Genomic DNA, 21,423 nt, shown 5'->3' with positions numbered 1-21,423 from the left:
GTTGAGCTTGTGGACACAATCTACCGTTTAGGCATAGATATCGGAGGTACTTTCACAGATGCGCTGGTGATGGACCATCAGGGCAGCGTGATTGCGGCGCTCAAGACGCCATCGATTGCAACAGCTCCGGAACAGGCGATTTTTAACGCACTTGATCAACTCAAGGCGAATGGTGTGAACATTCGTGAGATTGATCTGTTTGTGCATGGAACCACGCTTGGCGTAAACACGTTGATTGAGCGAAATGGCGCAGTTACAGGTCTGCTGGTCACTAAAGGATTCCGTGACATTCTTGAAATCCGCCGGTTGCGACTTGAGGATACAACCAATCTGTATGGTGACAAGACCGATGCGCTGGTACCGAGACATCGCGTTAAGGAAGTCGATGAACGGGTCATTGCGAGTGGGGGCATACTCCAGCCACTGAATGAGGAACAACTGTTGCAAGCGGTGGATGAGTTGGTGGAGGATGGCGTTACCGCTTTGGCGATTAGCTTTTTACATGCTTATGTGAATCCCGCTCATGAGCAGCTTGCGGAAGATCTGATCAGGGAACGTTATCCGCAACTGTTCATCTGCCGAAGCAGCGCCATTTGGCCACAACAGCGTGAGTTCGAACGAACACTCGCAACGGCCATGAACGCTTATGTAGGTGACCGGATGGGGTCTTACTTCCTGCGTCTGCAAGAAGGGATTCAGGCATACGGCCTCAAAGCCAACTTGCTGTCGACCATGTCCAACGGTGGAATTATGACGGCTGCCAGAGCGGCTAATGAGCCGGTACGTACGCTTCTGTCCGGGCCTGCTTCCGGTGTAATCGCCGCGACCCATATTGCTGAACGAGCTGGCATTCATCAGGTCATCACATTTGACATGGGTGGGACAAGCGTTGACGTTGCCCTCATTGACAAAGAACCGAGTTATTCTTCTGAGAACAAGGTTGGAGATTTTCCTGTCATCATTCCTGCTGTTGATGTAACGGCTATAGGAGCTGGTGGTGGTTCAATTGCCTGGCTTGATTCCGTAGGCGTACTCAAGGTGGGGCCGCGCAGCGCGGGAGCCAATCCCGGTCCAGCCTGTTATCAGCGTGGGGGAGAAGAGCCGACAACCACAGATGCTTATCTACAGCTCGGTATCCTGCACGCTGACCGTTTCCTTGGGGGACAAATGCGTCTGTATCCCGAACTTGCAGAGCGTACTCTTTCCAATCTGGGAGAGAAGCTTGGTCTGAATGTCGAACAGACTGCGCAAGCCATTCTTGATGTGGCAACCGCCAATATGTATGCCCAATTTTCTCCCCTAATGGCTCGCAAGGGTGTTGATCCCCGCGATTTTACGTTGCTCGCATATGGTGGAGCTGGTCCGATGCATGCTTTTTTGATGGCACGCGAGGTAGGTATCGGCAGAGTACTGATCCCGCCATCTCCGGGAACATTGTGTGCCATGGGCTGCACGGTTGCCAATCTTCGCAATGATTTCGTTCATACGTTACACAAAAGTACCCAGACTCTGGAGTCTGGTGAATTAAGATCTCTTTTCACTGAATTGGAAAACCAGGGACGTAGCTGGGTCGATGAGGAAGCCCGTGGTGGTGTCAAGCTGGACAATATTTATTGCCTATACAGTGCGGATATGCGATATGAGGGACAGGCCTTTGATCTCGAGGTCACGCTGACATTGGAAGAAATTGAAGATCCCAAGAAGGCAGGGATTAAATTCCATACGTCTTACCAAAACGTGTTTGGCATTAGTCAGCCAGAGGCAGAGGTTATGTTTGTAAGTCTCAGAGCGACCATTGTTGGTGTTTTGCCTACCCATAACACGGTAGCTCCGGCAGATTTGCCATTCGACGAGAGTACAGCAGAAGAAAGGATCATAACCTTTGACCATGTACAGCAGACAGCCAAGGTACTGAAAAGGGGACAGATTCCATCGGTGGATGCTCCCATCCCTGGGCCCGTTATTGTGGAGGAATATGATACAACGATCTTTATCCCGCCTGGATATAAAGTATACCGGGATGGCCACGGGAACGTGATTGGGGAGGTGGAAGCATGATCGGCGACAAGGTCTTTCTTGAGATTTTTAACAACCGGATTCAAGCTGCCGTGGAAGAAATGGCGAATGTTGTTCTGCGCACAGGATTCACCGCTTTTGTCAAAGAAACGGGCGATTTTGGAACCTACCTCTTATCTCCATCCGGGGAAACGTTCGGGTCACCGCTGGAGACGGGTTACAATCTGTCCCTGGGCATCCCTGCTGCTGCGACCATTAACAGCATAGAAGACTGGAAAGAAGGGGATCTCGTCATATGTAATGATCCTTATTCCACTAAAGGCATGGTCACACACCTTCCAGACATTCATCTCATCAAGCCTTATTTTCACGAAGGGCGAATCATCGCTTACGGCATGTGCTTTGTTCATTCATCCGATGTGGGCGGCAAGGTACCGGGGAGCGTATCTCCCAGCGCCTACGATATTCATATGGAAGGCATTCGAATCGCACCAGTCAAGCTGTATGAAGCTGGTGTTCTGAACGAGCAGATCCTGAGCATGTTTCTGGACAACAGCCGAATTCCGGAGCAAAATCTCGGTGATCTCAAAGCACTTATGGCTGCATTGAATCGGGGAGAGCAGCGGCTTGAGGAACTCATTGCACGTTATGGTGTGGAAAAAATTCAGCAGGGCATCGAACAATTGCTGGAATACGCCGAGCTGAAGGCACGTGCTATCGTGCAGGATATCCCGGACGGTTCCTATGACTTCTGGGACTATCTGGAGAAAGGGCCAGGGGGATATCCAATCCGGCTGCGCTGCAAAATGACGATTGCAGGCAGTGACATTCATCTGGACTTTAGCGGCACCGATCCTCAGGTCAGGGCTTCATTCAACATTCCCACCCACAACCAACAGGGGCATTACATGCTGGTGCCAGCACTCATTCGTTATTTCCGTACCCTCGATCCGACCATTCCGTGGAATTCGGGTATGATTCGCATGGTGCGAAATTACGCGCCGCCTGCTTCCGTACTCAACCCGGAGCCGATGGCAGCAGTTGGAGCACGTGCTGCGACCTTTATCCGGCTTATGGACGTCATCACGGGTGCTTTGGGAAAAGCTCAGGGCAGTATGGTTCCCGCTGCAGGAGCTGGACAGGCCTGCATCGTCATGATGGCGATGACAGATGCATCCGATGGCAAGAAAAAGGTGGGAGTAATTCAGCCTATCTGCGGAGGTTCGGGAGCTAGGCCGATGAAAGACGGCATTGATGGCATGGATTTTGCGGTCGGTCATCTTCGGAATATTCCTGCGGAAACGGTGGAATCCGAGATGCCTGTGTTGATCGAACATTATGGTCTTCGTGCCGACTCGGCAGGTGCAGGAACCTTCCGTGGCGGAAGCGGAATTGATTTATGTGTCAGAATTCTAACACCGGATACGGTGATGACGGCCAGAAACATGGAGCGTATGGAGTTCCAGCCTTGGGGCAGGCTCGGTGGCGGCGTAGGTTCACATGGAGAAGCGATTCTTAATGCTGGGCGCGCAAGTGAGCATCATCTGGGAAGAATTGATGAGCTGCTGCTTCAACCTGGAGAAACGGTTACGTTCTTGTCGCAAGGCGGAGGCGGATATGGTGATCCACTTGAACGTGACCCACGCCTAGTTCTGGATGATGTAAGAAGAGGGCTAATATCCACGGAGAAAGCTCTTGAGTTATACGGTGTTGTGATTGACGGCCTGGAGCTGAACGAGAGAAAAACCGAACAAATGCGAGCCAAGCGATCACGCCAGCAGGAGGAATTCGCCTATGGCAAAGCGCGGGAGCAATTTGAAGACATATGGAGCGATGAGATGCAGGTAACGCTAAATCAGGCCTTGCTGAATGCTCCGCTTGCACTGAGAGACTACCTGAAGCGTCAGACCATGGGCGTTGTAGAGGAGAAGTATAAGGATTCCCTGTCTGTAGATCCACGGGAGATATCCGACATTATGGAAGGTTTACGCCAGCAAATAGGGTTGCATTGATCAAGTGTATGGAGACTATCTAGTTCTGTCATATCGGTAAAACCAACTACATGGATGGGGGAATTTGTATGTTCAAATCCAATAAAAAACGCTTTCTCAGCCTCGCCTCTCTGACACTGGCCGGTATATTGGTGCTTTCGGCCTGCGGTGGAGCAGGCAGCTCAAGTAATACTGCCGGAGAGAGCGACTCTTCAGGAGCAAGCGGAGACAAAGTTAAGCTGACGATGTTTATCTGGGCTGGCTCCAATCAGGATGTTGTACCCAAAGAAGTGGTTGCCGAGTATGTGAAAGAACATCCCAACGTTGAAGTCACCTTTGAGGAATCCTCCAATTCGGTAATGTACCCAAAAATGGTCGCAGGCAAGCAGGCTGATGCCAACAATCCGGTGGTTAACTTCGGTTACTTCAATGCAGATGCGACGGCAAAAGGATTGAATGATGACATGTGGGAGCCGCTGGATACAAGTATCGTGACCAATATCAAGGATATCCCGGAATCCTTCCACAAGCCTGATAATAAAGGTGTGGTCTGGGGCGTTTCGAGCTTTGCCCTGGTGTATAACAAAGACCTGGTGAAAACGCCGCCTACCAGCTGGAACGATCTATGGGATAACGAGGAGTTCAAAGGAAAAACTGCGCTTTGGGACTACATGTTCTATTCCTATATCTCTCCACTGATTGCTACCAAAGGTCAGGAGATTGGCGCATCCTATGATAATCCCGAGCCAGCCTTCCAGTTCTGGGCAGATCGCAGTGACCAGATTGGCACATTGGTTTCATCCAATGATCAGCTGAAGGCACTGCTGGAGTCAGGTGATGCTCTCATTGCCCCATTCAGTGCACAGGTTGCACAGACATGGATTGATGGCGGTTCTCCACTCGCCGTAGCATATCCGAGTGAAGGTGCCATCTCTTTCCCGTATACACTTCAGGTAGTGAAAGGCTCAACACCAGAGCAGACACGTGTTGCAAACGAAATTATTAACGAATTGTTGAGCGCAGAGGCGCTGTCACAATACGCAGAAGCAACGGGTACACCAGTAACCAGTACGACAGCTGCAGTTCCGGACAAGTACAAGGATGATCCTTCATTCTCCGTCGAAACGCAAAGTAACGGCATTAATCCAGACTGGGATGTGCTTGCACAGAACAGTTCTTCCTGGAAAGAACTATGGGACCGTCTCGTGAAAACAAAGCTTCAATAAAAGGATTGTTGCCAGAAACACAACGATTCTGGGTTCTGCTCTGGACCCGGAATCGATGGGAGGGAATCAGAGATGAGCAGTGGACAAGAGACCATATCCATTGAAACAAAGGAAGTCACGAAGACCTATGGTGAACGAGTCGCCGTTGATCAAGTAACACTGCAAGTGAAAAAGGGAGAATTCGTTTCCTTGCTTGGTCCGAGTGGCTGTGGCAAAACAACACTGCTGCGCATGCTTGGCGGACTTGAGCAACCGGATCAGGGCACCATTATGCTGGGAGGCCGGGATGTTACCGGCATTCCGGCCTATGGACGTAACAGCAACATGATTTTTCAGCAGCTTGCGCTGTTCCCTCATATGGATGTATTCAACAACATTGCGTATGGGCTAAAGGTGAAGAAGTTACCAAAAGCCGATATCCAACGGCAGGTAGGTGAAATGCTTGATCTGGTCCAGCTCGGAGACTATGGCAGGCGTGCTGTATCCGAGTTGTCCGGGGGTCAGGCCCAACGCGTCGCCATTGCTCGCGCACTGATTAACAGACCGGAAGTGCTGCTGCTTGACGAACCTCTCTCTGCATTGGACATGCAGCTGCGTCTCGATATGCAGCGCGAACTGAAACGGATACAGCGTGAATTTGGCGGAACGTTTATCTTTGTAACGCATGATCAGAGCGAAGCCATGAATATGTCTGACCGAATTGGCGTCATGCGCGCCGGAAAGCTGCTTCAATATGCAACCCCTGATGAAATCTATGAAAGACCGGCTGATAGCTTCGTAGCCAAGTTTATTGGAGATACCAATCTCTTTGAGACGGAAGTGTTGGGACATGAGGTGAATGGAATTCGGGTGGAATGCTTCGGCAAGCCATTACTGGTGAAAGTCAGTGATGGAAATGCTGTACCGAAAGCGGGAGCACGACATTCCTTATCGATCCGCAATGAGTATATTCGACTTGGAGAAGATGCAACTCACTGCCTGAACAAGCTGGATGGACATGTGATTGAAGCGGTGTATGGCGGAGCAAATATTCGATACAGTGTGCAGATTGCTGAGGGTTTTCTAGTTCAGGCCAGTATGCTGCATCAGCGGGGAGCTTCACGTTACAGTCCAGGTGAGCTAATACAAATCGGCTTTGACCCAGAGGACGCGCTCTTGTTATCTGAACCCATGCAAGACCATGTACAGGGTGCAGGAATATGAACCGGATCGCGGAACGGATCGTGAATTTGTATTCCTTTGGAAACCGCACATGGGTAACCCGGTTGCTGCTTCTCTTGCCTGCACTTGCTCTGATGGGCATCGTGTATCTGGGCGGGTTGCTGATCTTTGGCAGATATAGCTTCGATATGTATGAGAATGGAAAGCTTATTCGCGGCTGGGATTGGGGGGCCTATCGTGCTTTTTTATCTGATCCTTACTATTGGAAACTGATTGGCACGACATTTCGCATTGCCTTCAAGGTTACGCTATGGAGTCTAATGCTTGCCTATCCACTGGCCTACTGCATAGCGGGTCTAAAGAAGCCTGGTATGAAACAGTTGTTGCTACTGCTCACGTTTCTTCCGCTACTGGTCAGTGCGGTTGTACGTTCTTACGGATGGCAGCTGTTACTGTCCAAACAGGGCTTCATGAACTGGTTGTTCATCCGGATGGGGCTTACCGAGGAAGGATTCAGCATGATATACAACGAGACTGGTGTTGTTGTTGCGCTTGTCCATATTTTCCTGCCATTTATGGTCTTTCCAATCCTGAATGTATTGTCCCAAAGTGATGCTTCCTTAAAGGCAGCTGCTCAGGATTTGGGGGCGGGCAGCTGGCGAACGTTCCTGACCATTACCCTGCCTTTATCGGCAAGAGGTATTGCAAGCGGGGTGCAGATTGTGTTCACGCTATGTCTCACCGCCTTCACCACACCTCAACTGATTGGCGGGGGAAGAGTCATGACACTTCCGGTATTTATATACCAGCGTACTTTGGATACCAACTGGCCGATGGCTGCGGTTGCCAGCTTGTTCTTGCTTGTGTCTTCCATCGTTGTCTCGATGCTTGTGAATAAAGGAGCAGAAATGTTGATGTTCCGTCGTTCCCGTAAGGGAGGTCAGGCGTATGGTTAAGTCGAACAGGGGCACCAAGCTGTTACTCTACATCTTTGTGGGTGCCGTAGCGATTTATTTGCTGCTGCCACTGCTGATGATTATGTTGACATCTGTAGGCTCAGGTTCAGCCAGCAAATTTCCCCCGGAAGGTCTCACCTTGAAGTGGTATGCCAATCTGAGTGAGCAGACCCAGTTTCTCGATGCATTCAAGAACAGCCTTATTGCTTCTACAGGGGCGGTTCTGCTGGCTTTGATTACAGGTACGCTTGCTGCGCTAGCAATCGTGCAATACCCTTTCCTGGGCTCGGGTATCTTAAGGGCATTTTTTGTGTCTCCGATGGTTATGCCAAAAATTACGCTGGGTATTGCATACCTGATTTTATTCTCAAAAATGCATATTGCAGGCGGACTGTTTGCACTTATTTTGGGTGAAGCGGTCATTGTACTTCCATTTGTGCTCACTATTGTGGGCAGTGCGTTAGCTAATCTGCACCCGGCTCATCGGGAAGCTGCCGCGGACCTTGGCGCAGGGCCGATGCACATTTTTTTCACAATTACGCTGCCACAGCTCCGACTATCCCTGCTTCTGTCAGGCTCAATCGCTTTTGTCTTCACTTTCGATCAGGTTGAGGCTGCACTGCTGTTGCTCCGTCAGGACAGCTACACGCTGCCAATACAGCTATTCCTGTATATGGAGAAATGGCAGGACCCAACGATAGCCGTGGTGTCTGTTGTATTGATCGCGTTTGCGCTGGCTCTGTTTATGACGATTAAACTAGTGCTGCGCTCTGTACCAGGACTTGAAAGTTTGTTTGGTCGCAGGAAAATAAAAGGAGGTCTGGATCAAAATGAATAATTCACAGCATCTATCCCATAGCTCAGGTCTGAACCGGGACCGGGCGGAAGAAGTGATGAAAACTAAGGGGCTAAGCGCCCTGATCGCAACTACTCCGGAGAACATTCACTATGTCATCGGGTCCCAGCTGCGTGCAAGCAACTGGACCATGCAGATTTATGCGGTTCTGCCTGCCGACAGATCTGCTAAGCCGTGTATCATCATTCCAACGAATCGGTTGGGCGTTGTGGCCCAGTTCGGTATTACGGGGGTAGATATATTTGCCTACAGTGATTTCTTCGTGGAAGGTTCAATTGAAGGCAAACCTTCCACTGACGACATTGATCTCTTTTATTCTCTCCTGCAAACGACGGTTATTCATCCAGGTCCTGTTGAAGCACTCAAGGCAGCGTTAAAACAGCTTGAGATCGAAGATCAGCCGATTGGAATCGATGAGATGCGGATCGCTCCCGATATTCTGACGAGAATCAAGGAGGAGGTTCCTGACAGACCGGTAATTCCTGCATATAAGTTGTTCCGAGAAATCCGCCTGGTCAAGACACCTTTTGAAATCGAACAACTTCGTCAGGCTGCCCAATTAAATGAACGGATTGAGCAGGAGCTAATTGACCTGATTGCCGCAGGTGTTCATGAGAAGCAACTTGCGGATCATTATCGTCTGGCTGTGATGCGAGCAGGTGGAACTCCAGCAATGACAGCGGTAGGGGCAGGGCCACGCAGTGCGTTGCCACTCATTGAAAATTATTTTCATACGATTGAGACCGGAGATCAGATCCGTTTCGATCTTTGCCTACAGCTGGAAGGTTACTGGGGAGATACGGGCCGCACGGTTGTTGCAGGGGAGCCTACCGCCTGGATGAAAAAGCATTTTGATGCAGTAAAAAGTGGATGGGAGACGGCACTTGAAACGGTGCGCCCTGGCGTCAGGGCGTCGGAAGTATTCCATGCGGCAGTATCTCGCGTACAGCGTGAGGGGATTCCGCATTACCGACGTCAGCATGTCGGACATGCCATCGGGTTGGAACTGTACGACGATATGACCCTTTCCCCGGGGGACCAGCGGATACTGGAGCCCGGTATGGTGTTATGTGTTGAGGTACCATATTACGAGCTAGGTGCTGGTGGATTCCAAATCGAAGATACAATTGTTGTAACGCCAGATGGTTATGAGTTTCTGACCCATATGGAGCGGAAACTGTTCACTAAATAACGATAAATGGAAGGCTTCACTGACCGGCGATCAGACCACAGTCGATCCAAGAAGCTTTCTTACTGAGAAAGTTGGAACATCCATGATTCAGCAGGGAACTAAGACGTTTCGTAACATTAGCCTTGCACTGTTCGCCGGAGGTTTTGTCACTTTTGCTTTGCTCTACAGCCTCCAGCCCCTGATGCCTGAGATTAGCGACGCATTCTCCATTACGCCGGCACACGCCAGTCTCACGCTATCGGTAACAACGATCGCCATGGCACTGGCGATGCTGTTCATCGGGTCCTTGTCTGATTCTGTGGGGCGACGCTTTATTATGACAGCGGCACTGGTGATATCTTCTGTTATTGCTTTACTGAGCGCATTCAGCTTGGGATATACGGAGCTTCTTCTGCTTCGTATTCTTCAGGGGGTGGCACTCGCGGGGGTGCCAGCGATAGCCATGACATATCTGTCAGAAGAAATTGAACCTAGAAGTCTTGGTTATGCCATGGGCCTATATATCAGTGGCAATTCGATAGGTGGCATGGCCGGCCGTTTCATCAGCGGTGTGGTGACAGATTGGTTCAGTTGGCGCGCTGCAGTGGGTTTCATTGGTATTCTTGGACTGTGTGCAGCCGTTATTTTTTGGCTTGTCATCCCGCCATCCCGTCATTTTGTCAAAGCTGCACCCGGATTCAAAAATCCAATACCTTTTTTGTGGTCACAATGTCGCAATCCAAGGCTGTTATGCCTGTATGGACTCGGTTTTCTCCTGATGGGGGGATTCGTGACCCTGTTCAACTATATCGGTTTTGAATTAACGGGTGAACCCTATCATCTGAGCCAGTCTATCGTTGGAAGTCTTTTTGTGGTATATCTGATGGGCACAGTCAGCAGTACCTGGATGGGCAGGCTGGCAGATCGGTACGGCAGGTCACATGTGCTTGGAATCGCGCTGGGAATTATTCTGGCTGGTGCAGTCTGTACCGTTCATCCAGCACTTTGGGTCAAAATTATCGGACTCGCCCTGTTTGCCTTTGGATTCTTTGGCGGTCATTCCATCACAAGCAGTTGGGTTGGACTCGTGGCCAATCAGCACAAATCCCAAGCCAATGCGTTGTATTTATTTTTCTACTATCTTGGTTCAAGCGTAAGTGGAACAGGAGGTGGACTGCTTTACAGCCATCTGGGATGGATAGGCATTGTGGGGATGATCGGTGTATATGTTTTGATCGGTTTTGTCTTGTGTAATTTGCTTGTTCACAGGTTGAAGGGACAGGCTACATAAATCAACTTTTTCCGACAGCTATTGCATATCCTGAAATACCGAGTATAATACTTGGTAAATAGACGAAAAGGGGATGCAATAAACGATGAAAACACATGCTGAATTGAACTCACTTCTTGTTGACGATTATCTGGATCTCCTGAACATTGCGAAACAGCTAGGTGATGACGAATGGAAAGATGCTATTCTGCAAGCATTGAAGGAAGAAGTCGATGCGAATCATCATCTGGATTCCAAAGAGGTAAGACAGGATTTATGGATTCAATTTGAAGGCATTAATGAACAAATGCATGATCTGTTAATGCAACTGAAGCATGCCGACAGTCCTGAGGAGAAAGAGCAGATTATTGAAATGATCTGGGGATTAAAAGTAGACCGTCATGCGATCACACGTAAACTTGAAACCATGAGCCGTGCCAGCGCTGGACATCAATAAGCTCTAGGTTGATTATACATTGAAAACCCGCGTGTATCCTGGGAATATCTCCTAGGTAGCACGCGGGTTTTGTTTATGTTTTGAGTGTTTACTACACTCTAGTGAGTGTTGAAAAAAGGTCGGTTTTCAGTACCGAGAAGATGGGATGAAGCTAGAAATGGAGTAGCGGAGCGTAGGGAAAGCTACGTGAGCAACTACAATGTTTCCAAAGGAAACATACTTCGTAAGCCTCCCGCTTATTTCTGCTGAATTCCATATTCGATGCTGATGATGCAATTAGGCATCCTTCGTAATCAAAAGCGGACTTTTTGAACTACCTTTCTAAAATTGTTTTGCCAAAGTGCGCGCCTGTTCAATAGCCTGTTGCTTGATCTCATTCGCTCTATCTTTATATTGGTTATGCCCCTCAACAAAAATGCCATCAAGCTTCGGCACACCGAGGAATGACATGATAATGCTTAAGTAACGATGACCGGATTCCATCTGAGCCGCTGGGCCTTCGGAATAGATGCCACCGCGAGCCTGAATATGCAACGCTTTTTTGTCGGACAACAGTCCAACAGGACCTTGTTCTGTATAACGAAATGTTTTTCCAGCTACACAGATGGAGTCGACATAAGCCTTCAGAATTGGAGGGAACGAGAAGTTCCACATCGGTGTTACAAAAACATATTTATCTGCTGCGGCAAATTGATCTGACAGTTCATTCAAACGACTTACTTTCGCCTGCTCTTCGGAAGTCAGATCACTGCCCGATTGCAGTTTGCCCCAACCACTGAAGACATCCGCATCGATATGCGGAATATCCGAACGATACAGATCGAGGTGAACAACCTCATCAGAAGGGTGACTTTCACGATAAGCATCAATAAATGCTTTCCCCGTAGCCATGCTGAAGGAGGTTTCATGATCATGAGGATGGGCAGTAATATACAATAAGGTAGACATGCAGTTCTTCCTCTCTGTGCGATTAATGGGGTGAACCAATCTTGGCAATGATGAAGCGACCGAAGTAGTATGCATCGTTTCCCCCGTTTTATACGTCAGAAAGGGATATGAATATGAATGGATCGATCATGATACTGAATTGGATGCTATATGGTGACCAGATACTCAATCCATGTATAATATACAGGACGAGTATTTATTTTCCAAAGACAATAGGATGAGTGAGATGAGCGCACATGGGAATGGACCTGGAGAAGCAACGATTAAGCATTGAAGCAGCGAAATTGTATTATCAGTCCGATTATAGCCAGCAGGATATTGCCGCAAGGCTGGGCGTGTCGCGTCCAACGGTGTCAAGATTACTTCAGTACGCCAAAGATCGTGGATACGTCCGGATTGAAATTATGGACCCGCTGGAGGATATCGACATCATTGCCGGAGAACTTAAGTCGAAATATGATCTGGATACGGCACTTGTGTGTTTTGCCCCGTTGAAGAGTGATGAGGAAATACAGAAGCATATCAGCAAACGAGCAGCAGACTACCTTCAAGAGACGGTTCAGGATGCGGATATCATCGGGGTGACTTGGGGAACAACCATGCATGCTGTAGCACGCCAACTTCGTCCCAAGCAGGTTAAAGGTGTCGAAGTCGTGCAATTGAAGGGGGGCGTAAGCCACTCCCATGTCAATACGTATGCAGCTGAGATTGTTCATTTGTTCGCTGAGGCATTCCATACGGTACCAAGGTATTTGCCACTGCCCGTTATTTTCGACAACATTGAAGTAAAGAACATGGTGGAAGCCGATCGGCATATTGGCAGAATCGTAGAGCTTGGCAGACAGGCCAACATTGCTTTGTTTACCGTGGGTACTGTGAAGGAAGATGCGTTACTGTTCAGGCTCGGTTACTTCAATGAAGAAGAGCAACAACTGCTGATGAACTCCGGTGCAGGTGACATTTGTTCACGCTTTTTCGACGCGGAAGGTCAGTTGATCAGTGAAGAGATTAACAGCAGAACCGTTGGAATTGATCTAGCCGAGCTGAGAAATAAGGAAAAATCAATCCTTGTTGCCGGGGGACAACGCAAAATTGAAGCCATTCACGCCGCGCTTAAAGGTCATTATGCCAATATTCTGGTTACGGATCAGTACACAGCACAGGCATTACTGCGATTCTAATTTCAAATGGATATGGATGACAACATCTGCCACGCAAAAAGGGCGGATGTTTTGCTTTGTTAGGCAGAAAATAGAACGAAGCAAGAACTGTAAGTTGAATCGTGAACAAAAGTTCAAGTTGCTTTTTACATATGTTCATGTTAGTGTAAGGGTATAGAAAATAACTAGTTCAGATAAGGGAGAGATTCAATTGACTACACCACAATTAGCTAAAATGATCGACCATACGTTGCTTCGTGCGGACGCAACGCATAGTGAAATGGCCAAGTTAACCGAAGAAGCAAAGCAATATCAGTTTGCTTCCGTATGTGTTAACCCAGGCTGGGTTGCTTATGCTGCTGAGCAGTTGCAGGGTTCTGGCGTAGATATCTGCACCGTTATTGGTTTCCCTCTGGGAGCATCTACATCGGAGACAAAAGCTTTCGAAACGAAAGATGCGATTGCTAAAGGTGCAACTGAAGTCGATATGGTCATCAACATCAGTGCTTTGAAAGATGGCAAAGATGATTTCGTTGAACAAGATATTCGTGCTGTTGTTGAAGCGGCTGCGGGTAAAGCTTTGGTGAAAGTTATTATTGAAACTTGTCTGTTGACGGATGAAGAGAAAGTACGTGCTTGTCAGGCAGCTGTGCGAGCTGGAGCTGATTTTGTTAAAACTTCTACAGGTTTCTCCACAGGTGGAGCAACGCCAGAAGATATCGCTTTGATGCGTCGTACTGTAGGTCCTGATGTTGGCGTTAAAGCTTCCGGTGGCGTACGTAGCCTGGAAGATATGCAGAAAATGATCGAAGCGGGTGCGACTCGGATCGGTGCAAGTTCTGGCGTGAAGATTATGCAGGGTGGTCAGTCTACATCTTCTTATTAAACAAAAGCCTCTTATCAAGAAAAAGCTTAATAAATAAAAGTAATGTTATATTCTCTGTACTTGGGCGTTCGACTCAGGTACAGGGAATACAACTTACACTTATATTTTAATTAACGGAACTTATTGTAAGCGCTTCATAAGTTTTCTGAAAGATTACTGATAAAAATGCTTAAGAACCCTTTGAGCTGAATTTCCTCATCCGGCTTAACTACCTTCAAAGGAGAGATCAAATGAAATTTCTAATTGCCCTTCTTGGTTTACTCGTTGTTTTTGGACTGGCTTATATCGCAAGCAACGGTAAAAAGAAGATTCGCTACCGGCCACTGGCCGTAATGGTTGTTTTACAGGTGATCCTGGCGTATGCCTTGCTGAATACAGGGGTCGGGACATGGCTGATTGGCGGCTTCGCCACCGTATTTAAAAGTTTGCTTGATTATGCAAATGAAGGAATTGCGTTTGTATTTGGTGATTTGACGAAGGTTGAAGACGCAACTGGCGGGGTCCCATTCTTCCTGAACGTTCTGATGCCGATTGTTGTCATCTCTGCCCTCATTGGGATATTGCAGTATATCCGAATCTTACCTTTTGTTATAAAATATATTGGTCTGGTATTAAGCAAAATCAACGGAATGGGCAAACTGGAATCATATAACGCGGTTGCTTCGGCTGTATTGGGGCAATCTGAAGTGTTCATTTCTGTGAAAAAACAAATTGGGTTGTTGCCAAAACATCGGCTGTACACCTTGTGTGCTTCGGCGATGTCCACGGTATCGATGTCGATTGTCGGTGCCTATATGTCCATGATTGATCCGAAATATGTGGTTACGGCACTTGTGCTGAACCTGTTTGGCGGTTTTATCATTGCTTCCATTGTGAATCCTTATGAGGTTACAGAGGAAGAAGATATATTGGAAGTACAGGAAGAGGAGAAACAGTCCTTCTTCGAAATGCTCGGCGAATACATCCTGGATGGATTCAAAGTTGCCATCATCGTAGCTGCGATGTTAATCGGTTTTGTTGCCTTGATTGCACTTGTTAACGGAATTTTCAGCGCGGTGCTTGGTATTTCGTTCCAGGAGCTGCTTGGTTATGTGTTTGCACCATTAGCCTTTATTATGGGTGTTCCTTGGAAGGAAGCGATTCAGGCGGGAAGTATTATGGCAACCAAAATGGTATCCAACGAATTTGTTGCCATGCTTGCTCTAGCGAAGGAGACCTTATTGTCTGCCAGAACAACAGGGATCGTATCCGTCTTCCTCGTATCGTTCGCTAACTTCTCTTCCATCGGTATCATTGCCGGTGCGGTGAAGGGACTTCATGAGAAACAAGGTAATGTGGTAGCCCGCTTCGGTCTGAAACTGCTTTACGGTGCATCGCTTGTCAGTGTATTGTCAGCGATCATCGCCGGACTGTTCTTGTAAACCGGATTATTGGAAGGAGTGCTTAGGTTATGTCAACATTCAAAAGAGTACATCTGATCGTTATGGATTCTGTAGGGATCGGCGAAGCGCCGGATGCAGCAGAATTTGATGATTTTGATGTAGATACCTTCGGTCACATTGCACGTGAACGCGGAGGTCTGAAAATGCCTCACATGGCCAGTCTCGGACTGTCCAACATCAAAGAAATCGAGGGTGTCCCTGTAGCGGATGCACCTAAAGCGTATTACACCAAGATGCAGGAAGCATCCAGAGGCAAAGACACAATGACAGGTCACTGGGAGCTGATGGGTCTTTACATTGATACACCTTTCCGTGTGTTCGAGAACGGTTTTCCCGATGAGTTGATTCAGCGCATTGAAGAGAAAACAGGCCGCAAGGTAATTGGAAACAAACCGGCCAGCGGCACGGAAATTCTGGATGAGCTGGGTGCAGAGCATGTTGAAACTGGCGCGCTCATCGTGTACACATCCGCGGATTCGGTTCTGCAAATTGCTGCACATGAGGACGTTGTTCCACTGAAAGAACTGTATGAGATCTGTGAGTTCTGCCGTGAAATTACACTAGAAGATCCGTACATGCTGGGCCGCATTATTGCACGTCCATTTGTAGGTGAAGCGGGTAACTGGAAACGTACTGCAAATCGTCATGACTATGCGCTCAAACCTTTTGGTCGTACGGTTATGAATGAACTGCAAGATGGCGGATATGATGTGATTGCTTTGGGTAAAATCGCAGATATCTATGATGGCGAAGGTGTAACCAAGGCTGTTCGTACCGTCTCTAATATGGATGGCATGGACAAGTTGTCTGAAACAATGGATGAAGAGTTCACTGGACTCAGCTTCCTGAACCTGGTTGATTTTGATGCCCTGTACGGTCACCGTCGTGATCCGCAAGGTTATGCTCAGGCACTTGAAGACTATGATGCACGGTTGCCAGAGATTTTTGCCAAAATGACCAATGATGATCTGCTGCTGATCACAGCTGACCATGGTAACGATCCAACATACCGCGGTACGGACCATACACGTGAATATGTACCACTGCTTGCCTACTCTCCGCGCTTCAGCGAGGGCAAAAAGCTTGATCTGCGCAGCACATTTGCTGACCTTGGCGCAACCGTAGCAGAGAACTTTGGAGTGAAAATGCCGGAATACGGCACCAGCTTCCTGAAGGATTTGAAATAAGTTTTTCAAAAAAATGGATAGGGGAGGTCGGAGTAGCTTGGGCTGCTCCGGTCCTGCCATCATAATAGACTAATTTGTATAACTGGAGGAGATTCATTCATGAGTACACATATTGGAGCAAAACCCGGGGATATCGCAGAAACGATCCTATTGCCAGGAGACCCATTGCGCGCGAAATATATCGCAGATACGTACCTCGAAGATGTTGTATGTTACAACGAAGTTCGTGGAATGCTCGGTTACACAGGTACATATCAAGGACACCGGATTTCGGTGCAAGGTTCAGGGATGGGTATTCCGTCCTTCGCCATCTATGCTAACGAATTGATCAGCGAATATGGCGTAAAAAACCTGATTCGTGTTGGTACTTGTGGCGGTATGCAGGAGCATGTACGTGTACGTGACGTCATCCTTGCACAAGCAGCATGTACAGATTCCAGCATGAACAAACACGTATTCGGTGGTTATGACTTCTCACCAATCGCTACGTTCTCCCTGCTGAAAGAGGCATATGACCGTGCAACAGCTAAAGGTATGAAAATTCACGTCGGTAACGTGTTCAGCTCCGATTCTTTCTACCGCGATGACCGTTCCGTAACCGAGAAGTTGATGAAACATGGCGTACTCGGCGTAGAGATGGAAACAACAGCACTATACACCATCGCTGCCAAGTTTGGTGTTAACGCACTGACGATCCTGACGGTAAGTGACCACTTGCTGACAGGCGAAGAAACATCTGCCGAAGAGCGTCAAAAAACGTTCAACGACATGATGGTAGTGGCTCTGGACACAGCAATTACATTGTAATAGTTGTATTTAATATTCAATATCAATTTTGATTTGGATCGAAACTTTTGTTCTAAGCACGGAGTGAAGGACTCGGAATCGATTCTGAAGAAGCGTTAGCGTTCGCCTTTGTCTCCGAGTTTTCTCCATTGCCAAATGGATCAAAAAAACTTGGAGACAACAGCGATCGAAGGAACGATCCGGAGCCGGAACGGTCCCAGTACAAAGTGTTCTATACAAATCATTTACCCGAGGAGAGATCATCATGAGAATGGTAGACATTATTGCTAAGAAACGCGACGGAAAAGAACTGACAACAGCTGAGATTGATTTTGTTGTTCAAGGATACACACAAGGAGAAATCCCGGATTATCAAGTCAGCGCTTGGGCGATGGCAGTATTCTTCAAAGATATGACAGACAAGGAACGCGCTGATCTGACGATGTCGATGGTGAATTCCGGTGAAACGATCGATCTGTCCGCTATCGAAGGCATCAAAGTAGACAAGCATTCCACAGGTGGTGTGGGCGATACAACAACACTGGTACTCGCTCCACTCGTTGCTGCATTGGATGTCCCTGTTGCCAAAATGTCCGGACGTGGACTTGGTCATACGGGTGGTACAACAGACAAACTGGAATCCGTTGCTGGTTTCCACGTAGAACTTGAAAAAGAAGAATTCATTCGTCTCGTAAACGAACATAAGGTTGCAGTTATCGGACAAAGTGGTAACTTAACGCCTGCAGACAAAAAGCTCTATGCACTGCGTGACGTAACAGCTACCGTTAACTCCATTCCACTGATCGCCAGCTCCATCATGAGTAAGAAAATTGCAGCAGGTGCTGATGCAATCGTATTGGATGTTAAAACGGGTGCTGGTGCATTCATGAAAACAACGGAAGATGCTAAAGAATTGGCACATGCCATGGTAAGCATCGGTAACAATGTTGGCCGTAAAACGATGGCTGTTATCTCCGATATGTCCCAACCACTGGGTCTGGCGATTGGTAACGCACTTGAAGTGAAAGAAGCCATCCTCACCCTGCAAGGTAAAGGTCCAAAAGATCTGGAAGAACTGTGTCTGGCACTTGGACGTCAGATGGTATTCCTTGCTGGCAAGGCAGATTCCTTGGAGCACGCTGAGGAGAAATTGAAAGAAGTGATCCAGAACGGTAAAGCACTGGAGAAATTCAAAGATTTCCTGGCAAACCAAGGCGGAGACGCTTCGGTTGTGGATCATCCAGATCGTTTGCCACAAGCACAATATCTGGTTGAAGTCCCGGCAGACAAAGACGGCTATGTTGCCGGAATCGTCGCTGACGAAATCGGAACTGCAGCAATGCTGCTCGGCGCAGGCCGTGCAACAAAAGAGTCCGAGATCGATCTCGCTGTTGGTTTGATGTTGAACAAAAAAGTGGGTGACCCAGTCAAAGCTGGTGAGTCCCTCGTAACGATTCATGCCAATCGTGAAGACGTAACAGACGTCATCGCGAAGATCAAAGAAAACATTACAATTGCGGATCATGCCGATGCTCCTGTATTGGTTCATGATATCGTAACGGAATAATACAATCAGAGCAGACGAGATGTAATCTCATGTCTGACTGAACATGAAAGCCCCAAAGCGATGTAATCCATAGCTTTGGGGCTTTTTGTCGTTGAAAAGTACGCTGTTGGTTATTGCGAGCAACTACGGGCTCTTTATTTTCTCATACGCCATCACTGAGTCCGCATTGGTATAAATATAAGGCGTGGATGGCTCAGCTACACGTGTCACCTTTGTTGCCCGAATTTCAATCGTATCCTTACCATTCACCTGTGCTGAGCCGATGCTACCATCGATTTGCACCCAGCTATCTGTAGGAAAGCTATCCGCTTCTGGAATGTGAATCATCACGCCAAAGGGAGCCGCATCCGCGGGGCAACACATGACGAGAAATCGTCCCAGTGCAAAATGTGATTCATGATCCATGCTTTTATCACGGTAGACAAACCCGGTTAAGGAGATATCTTTGCCTGCAAATTGTCGCTGGAACATATCAATCGTGCCGAGGGTTTCAGAGAAGATCTCGGGATAGACTCGGATGACCTGTTCTGCATACAACTTCTCCGCCAGTTCAGCGAATTCGCGGCTATACTCGTCTGGAGGAACGAATTGTACTTTGGTAGCCGTTGCAGGCTGAACGGTCGTTGGTTTTTGCTTGAGATCTTGTACATTTAATTGCGTTGCCGGATTAGGTAAAGGCTCTTTCCGACGAATCTCGGGAGGGGTATAAGTGAGAGACATGCCTTTCTGACTGGCCATGGAGCTGCCGAGCGCCCGATCAGGTAACAAAAATCCTAGCAACAAGGGTATGGCAATCAGACCATATACCATTGAGCTACGAAGGAAGCCCGAGGGTGGTGGATGTTCACAGTCGCAATGAACCTCGTTTCTGCCGAACAGTCCATGCCAGGCCATGATAACAGCAATAAACAATAAGGGAACAGGGCAGCATAACAGCAGTTTTTGCATGGTAGGAGCCAAATAATAATGAAGCGAATCACTTGAATTCAAATGAATACTGTATACCGCAAGACCGCCGATCCAGACCGCACGGATCAGGTTATGCCATTGAATGATGTGTGACCTTGGAACAGGAGGTTGGGTCATCGTATAGATAGTGTGGTTCATATCATCACCTCATTTCTATTAATCATCAGGATGAAAGTTCATAGGATTAACCATTTAAGTCATGAAGTATTTTGCTCAACCTTTATACCAGCAGATTAATCAACCATGAGCCAGCGAAGACAAGCGTAATAATGGCTAGACTTAGACCAATAACAAACCGGGTACGGAAGGTCGAGAGCAGCATCAGGGTGCTTTTGAAATCCAGCATTGGACCAAGCACTAGGAATGATACCAGCGGCCCCAGTGCAAACGTATGTGAGAACGCAGAAGCCACAAAAGCATCAGAAGTGGAGCAGAGAGACAATACATAAGCAAATCCCATCATGAATACATAGGAGGCAACAGGACCATTGCCAAGTGAGATCAGATCGCTGCGGCTAATGAATGTCTGGATGCAGGCTGTAATCAGGGCACCGATCACCAGATATTTGCTCATATCGACAAATTCATCTCCGGCGTGAATGAAGAAGCTGCGCCAGTTTTTTACATGGTTATGATCATGTGCATTCGCATGTGCATGAGGTTGCGCCATTTTAAACCCAGGATGTGTCTTGACCTCTGTTCCTGCGACCTTTGGCATCCGAAGGGGATTTCGACGAACGAACAGATACACGAGCATACCTATGGAAGCAGCTACGGCAAAGGCCAGTCCCATGCGGGCAATGGTAATCTCAGGATGGGAGGGAAAGGCGAGCAAAGTTGCGGTAAATACGATGGGATTGACTACGGGACCACTCAAGATGAACGTCACTGCGATATAGGCAGGCATACCTTTGTGCATTAACCGTCTAACTACTGGGATCATGCCACATTCGCAGATGGGAAAAATAATACCGAGCAACCCTGCAACCAGCACACCGCCGATCGGATTCTTGGGCGTGAGTTTGCGGACCATTTCTTCGGATACGAACCACTGCATGAGCGAGGACAATAACACACCCATGAGCAGAAAAGGTGCGGCTTCAAGGAAAATACCTATGAATACGGTTTTCATATTTTGCAAAGCTTCACTGTTCCATGCTTCCTTCAAGTCTGGAGCCATTGTGATCAACACGGGAACAAGAAATGCACAAGGGATCAGGAAGGACAGGAGCTTCAGATTGGCTGCCATTTTCATGAAACAGACCTCCACAACTAGGACTTTGCTAAAATATATGCTTGTACGTGCGGCAACATACATCATTCCTATGTTTTAATCAACATTTTTACGATTAATCAAGATTTTTCATCATATTA

Annotated in this window: 18 protein-coding genes; 15 read left to right on the top strand and 3 right to left on the bottom strand. The window is 47.8% G+C overall.

The features are described from left to right. Positions 1 to 9 precede the first annotated feature (9 nt). The 9 genes from NZ043_RS26485 (at position 10) to NZ043_RS26445 (ending at position 11,104) form a co-directional block, all read left to right on the top strand. A complete protein-coding gene (locus NZ043_RS26485; RefSeq protein ID WP_339309669.1) occupies positions 10 to 2,058 on the top strand; it encodes a hydantoinase/oxoprolinase family protein in 2,049 nt (682 codons plus the stop codon). Beyond that, on the top strand, positions 2,055 to 4,028 hold the full coding sequence (locus NZ043_RS26480; protein ID WP_339309668.1) for a hydantoinase B/oxoprolinase family protein: 1,974 nt from the start codon (positions 2,055 to 2,057) through the stop codon (positions 4,026 to 4,028). Before NZ043_RS26485 ends, NZ043_RS26480 begins: the two co-directional genes overlap by 4 nt. Before the next feature lie 68 nt (positions 4,029 to 4,096). Further along, a complete protein-coding gene (locus NZ043_RS26475; protein ID WP_339309667.1) occupies positions 4,097 to 5,233 on the top strand; it encodes an extracellular solute-binding protein in 1,137 nt (378 codons plus the stop codon). A gap of 72 nt (positions 5,234 to 5,305) precedes the next feature. Further along, positions 5,306 to 6,436, top strand: a complete 1,131-nt coding sequence (locus NZ043_RS26470; protein WP_339309666.1) for an ABC transporter ATP-binding protein — start codon at positions 5,306 to 5,308, stop codon at positions 6,434 to 6,436. Beyond that, positions 6,433 to 7,350, top strand: coding sequence for an ABC transporter permease (locus NZ043_RS26465; RefSeq protein ID WP_339309665.1), 918 nt, complete (start codon positions 6,433 to 6,435; stop codon positions 7,348 to 7,350). The genes NZ043_RS26470 and NZ043_RS26465 overlap by 4 nt, the downstream gene beginning before the upstream one ends. Next, positions 7,343 to 8,188: an ABC transporter permease subunit gene (locus tag NZ043_RS26460; RefSeq protein ID WP_339309664.1), complete on the top strand. Its 846-nt coding sequence runs from the start codon at positions 7,343 to 7,345 to the stop codon at positions 8,186 to 8,188. The genes NZ043_RS26465 and NZ043_RS26460 overlap by 8 nt, the downstream gene beginning before the upstream one ends. Then, positions 8,181 to 9,398 (top strand): Xaa-Pro peptidase family protein, encoded by a 1,218-nt coding sequence (locus tag NZ043_RS26455; protein WP_339309663.1) that lies wholly within the window; start codon positions 8,181 to 8,183, stop codon positions 9,396 to 9,398. Before NZ043_RS26460 ends, NZ043_RS26455 begins: the two co-directional genes overlap by 8 nt. An 82-nt stretch (positions 9,399 to 9,480) precedes the next feature. Continuing rightward, positions 9,481 to 10,668, top strand: coding sequence for an MFS transporter (locus NZ043_RS26450; protein ID WP_339309662.1), 1,188 nt, complete (start codon positions 9,481 to 9,483; stop codon positions 10,666 to 10,668). Positions 10,669 to 10,753: 85 nt separating this feature from the next. Continuing rightward, the gene (locus NZ043_RS26445; protein ID WP_036613800.1) at positions 10,754 to 11,104 is read left to right on the top strand and encodes a hypothetical protein; all 351 of its coding nucleotides are present in this window, start codon (positions 10,754 to 10,756) and stop codon (positions 11,102 to 11,104) included. A gap of 321 nt (positions 11,105 to 11,425) precedes the next feature. Here NZ043_RS26445 and NZ043_RS26440 read toward each other — a convergent pair whose 3' ends face one another. Continuing rightward, positions 11,426 to 12,052, bottom strand: a complete 627-nt coding sequence (locus tag NZ043_RS26440; protein ID WP_339309661.1) for an FMN-dependent NADH-azoreductase — start codon at positions 12,050 to 12,052, stop codon at positions 11,426 to 11,428. A gap of 242 nt (positions 12,053 to 12,294) precedes the next feature. Here NZ043_RS26440 and NZ043_RS26435 point away from each other — a divergent pair, with 242 nt between their 5' ends. From NZ043_RS26435 to NZ043_RS26410, 6 genes are all read left to right on the top strand, one after another. After that, positions 12,295 to 13,233, top strand: coding sequence for a sugar-binding transcriptional regulator (locus NZ043_RS26435; protein WP_062836066.1), 939 nt, complete (start codon positions 12,295 to 12,297; stop codon positions 13,231 to 13,233). A 214-nt stretch (positions 13,234 to 13,447) separates the two neighbouring features. Continuing rightward, entirely contained in the window at positions 13,448 to 14,098 is a 651-nt protein-coding gene (gene deoC, locus NZ043_RS26430; protein WP_339312878.1) for a deoxyribose-phosphate aldolase, read from the top strand. A gap of 230 nt (positions 14,099 to 14,328) precedes the next feature. Beyond that, positions 14,329 to 15,519, top strand: a complete 1,191-nt coding sequence (locus tag NZ043_RS26425; RefSeq protein ID WP_133385110.1) for a NupC/NupG family nucleoside CNT transporter — start codon at positions 14,329 to 14,331, stop codon at positions 15,517 to 15,519. Between the two features lie 29 nt (positions 15,520 to 15,548). Further along, positions 15,549 to 16,727: a phosphopentomutase gene (deoB, locus tag NZ043_RS26420; RefSeq protein ID WP_133385109.1), complete on the top strand. Its 1,179-nt coding sequence runs from the start codon at positions 15,549 to 15,551 to the stop codon at positions 16,725 to 16,727. A gap of 99 nt (positions 16,728 to 16,826) precedes the next feature. After that, positions 16,827 to 17,534, top strand: a complete 708-nt coding sequence (deoD, locus tag NZ043_RS26415) for a purine-nucleoside phosphorylase (protein WP_017688193.1) — start codon at positions 16,827 to 16,829, stop codon at positions 17,532 to 17,534. 244 nt (positions 17,535 to 17,778) lie between these two features. After that, on the top strand, positions 17,779 to 19,080 hold the full coding sequence (locus tag NZ043_RS26410; RefSeq protein WP_150366780.1) for a pyrimidine-nucleoside phosphorylase: 1,302 nt from the start codon (positions 17,779 to 17,781) through the stop codon (positions 19,078 to 19,080). Between the two features lie 123 nt (positions 19,081 to 19,203). Here NZ043_RS26410 and NZ043_RS26405 read toward each other — a convergent pair whose 3' ends face one another. Continuing rightward, entirely contained in the window at positions 19,204 to 20,187 is a 984-nt protein-coding gene (locus NZ043_RS26405; RefSeq protein ID WP_339309660.1) for a TIGR03943 family protein, read from the bottom strand. Between the two features lie 82 nt (positions 20,188 to 20,269). Further along, positions 20,270 to 21,304: a permease gene (locus NZ043_RS26400; RefSeq protein ID WP_133385107.1), complete on the bottom strand. Its 1,035-nt coding sequence runs from the start codon at positions 21,302 to 21,304 to the stop codon at positions 20,270 to 20,272. Positions 21,305 to 21,423 lie beyond the last annotated feature (119 nt).

Source organism: Paenibacillus sp. FSL k6-2145 (genome assembly GCF_037976585.1).
Classification (GTDB): Bacteria; Bacillota; Bacilli; order Paenibacillales; family Paenibacillaceae; genus Paenibacillus.
This window is presented reverse-complemented; position numbering and strand designations above follow the sequence as displayed.

What these genes read in the sequence shown, in the direction of transcription:
- NZ043_RS26480 (WP_339309668.1), top strand. Translation starts at nt 2,055, where the DNA reads ATGATCGGCGACAAGGTCTTTCTTGAGATTTTTAACAACCGGATTCAA.
- NZ043_RS26475 (WP_339309667.1), top strand. Translation starts at nt 4,097, where the DNA reads ATGTTCAAATCCAATAAAAAACGCTTTCTCAGCCTCGCCTCTCTGACA.
- NZ043_RS26470 (WP_339309666.1), top strand. Translation starts at nt 5,306, where the DNA reads ATGAGCAGTGGACAAGAGACCATATCCATTGAAACAAAGGAAGTCACG.
- NZ043_RS26465 (WP_339309665.1), top strand. Translation starts at nt 6,433, where the DNA reads ATGAACCGGATCGCGGAACGGATCGTGAATTTGTATTCCTTTGGAAAC.
- NZ043_RS26460 (WP_339309664.1), top strand. Translation starts at nt 7,343, where the DNA reads ATGGTTAAGTCGAACAGGGGCACCAAGCTGTTACTCTACATCTTTGTG.
- NZ043_RS26455 (WP_339309663.1), top strand. Translation starts at nt 8,181, where the DNA reads ATGAATAATTCACAGCATCTATCCCATAGCTCAGGTCTGAACCGGGAC.
- NZ043_RS26450 (WP_339309662.1), top strand. Translation starts at nt 9,481, where the DNA reads ATGATTCAGCAGGGAACTAAGACGTTTCGTAACATTAGCCTTGCACTG.
- NZ043_RS26445 (WP_036613800.1), top strand. Translation starts at nt 10,754, where the DNA reads ATGAAAACACATGCTGAATTGAACTCACTTCTTGTTGACGATTATCTG.
- NZ043_RS26440 (WP_339309661.1), bottom strand. Translation starts at nt 12,052, where the DNA reads ATGTCTACCTTATTGTATATTACTGCCCATCCTCATGATCATGAAACC.
- NZ043_RS26435 (WP_062836066.1), top strand. Translation starts at nt 12,295, where the DNA reads ATGGACCTGGAGAAGCAACGATTAAGCATTGAAGCAGCGAAATTGTAT.
- deoC (WP_339312878.1), top strand. Translation starts at nt 13,448, where the DNA reads ATGATCGACCATACGTTGCTTCGTGCGGACGCAACGCATAGTGAAATG.
- NZ043_RS26425 (WP_133385110.1), top strand. Translation starts at nt 14,329, where the DNA reads ATGAAATTTCTAATTGCCCTTCTTGGTTTACTCGTTGTTTTTGGACTG.
- deoB (WP_133385109.1), top strand. Translation starts at nt 15,549, where the DNA reads ATGTCAACATTCAAAAGAGTACATCTGATCGTTATGGATTCTGTAGGG.
- deoD (WP_017688193.1), top strand. Translation starts at nt 16,827, where the DNA reads ATGAGTACACATATTGGAGCAAAACCCGGGGATATCGCAGAAACGATC.
- NZ043_RS26410 (WP_150366780.1), top strand. Translation starts at nt 17,779, where the DNA reads ATGAGAATGGTAGACATTATTGCTAAGAAACGCGACGGAAAAGAACTG.
- NZ043_RS26405 (WP_339309660.1), bottom strand. Translation starts at nt 20,187, where the DNA reads ATGAACCACACTATCTATACGATGACCCAACCTCCTGTTCCAAGGTCA.
- NZ043_RS26400 (WP_133385107.1), bottom strand. Translation starts at nt 21,304, where the DNA reads ATGAAAATGGCAGCCAATCTGAAGCTCCTGTCCTTCCTGATCCCTTGT.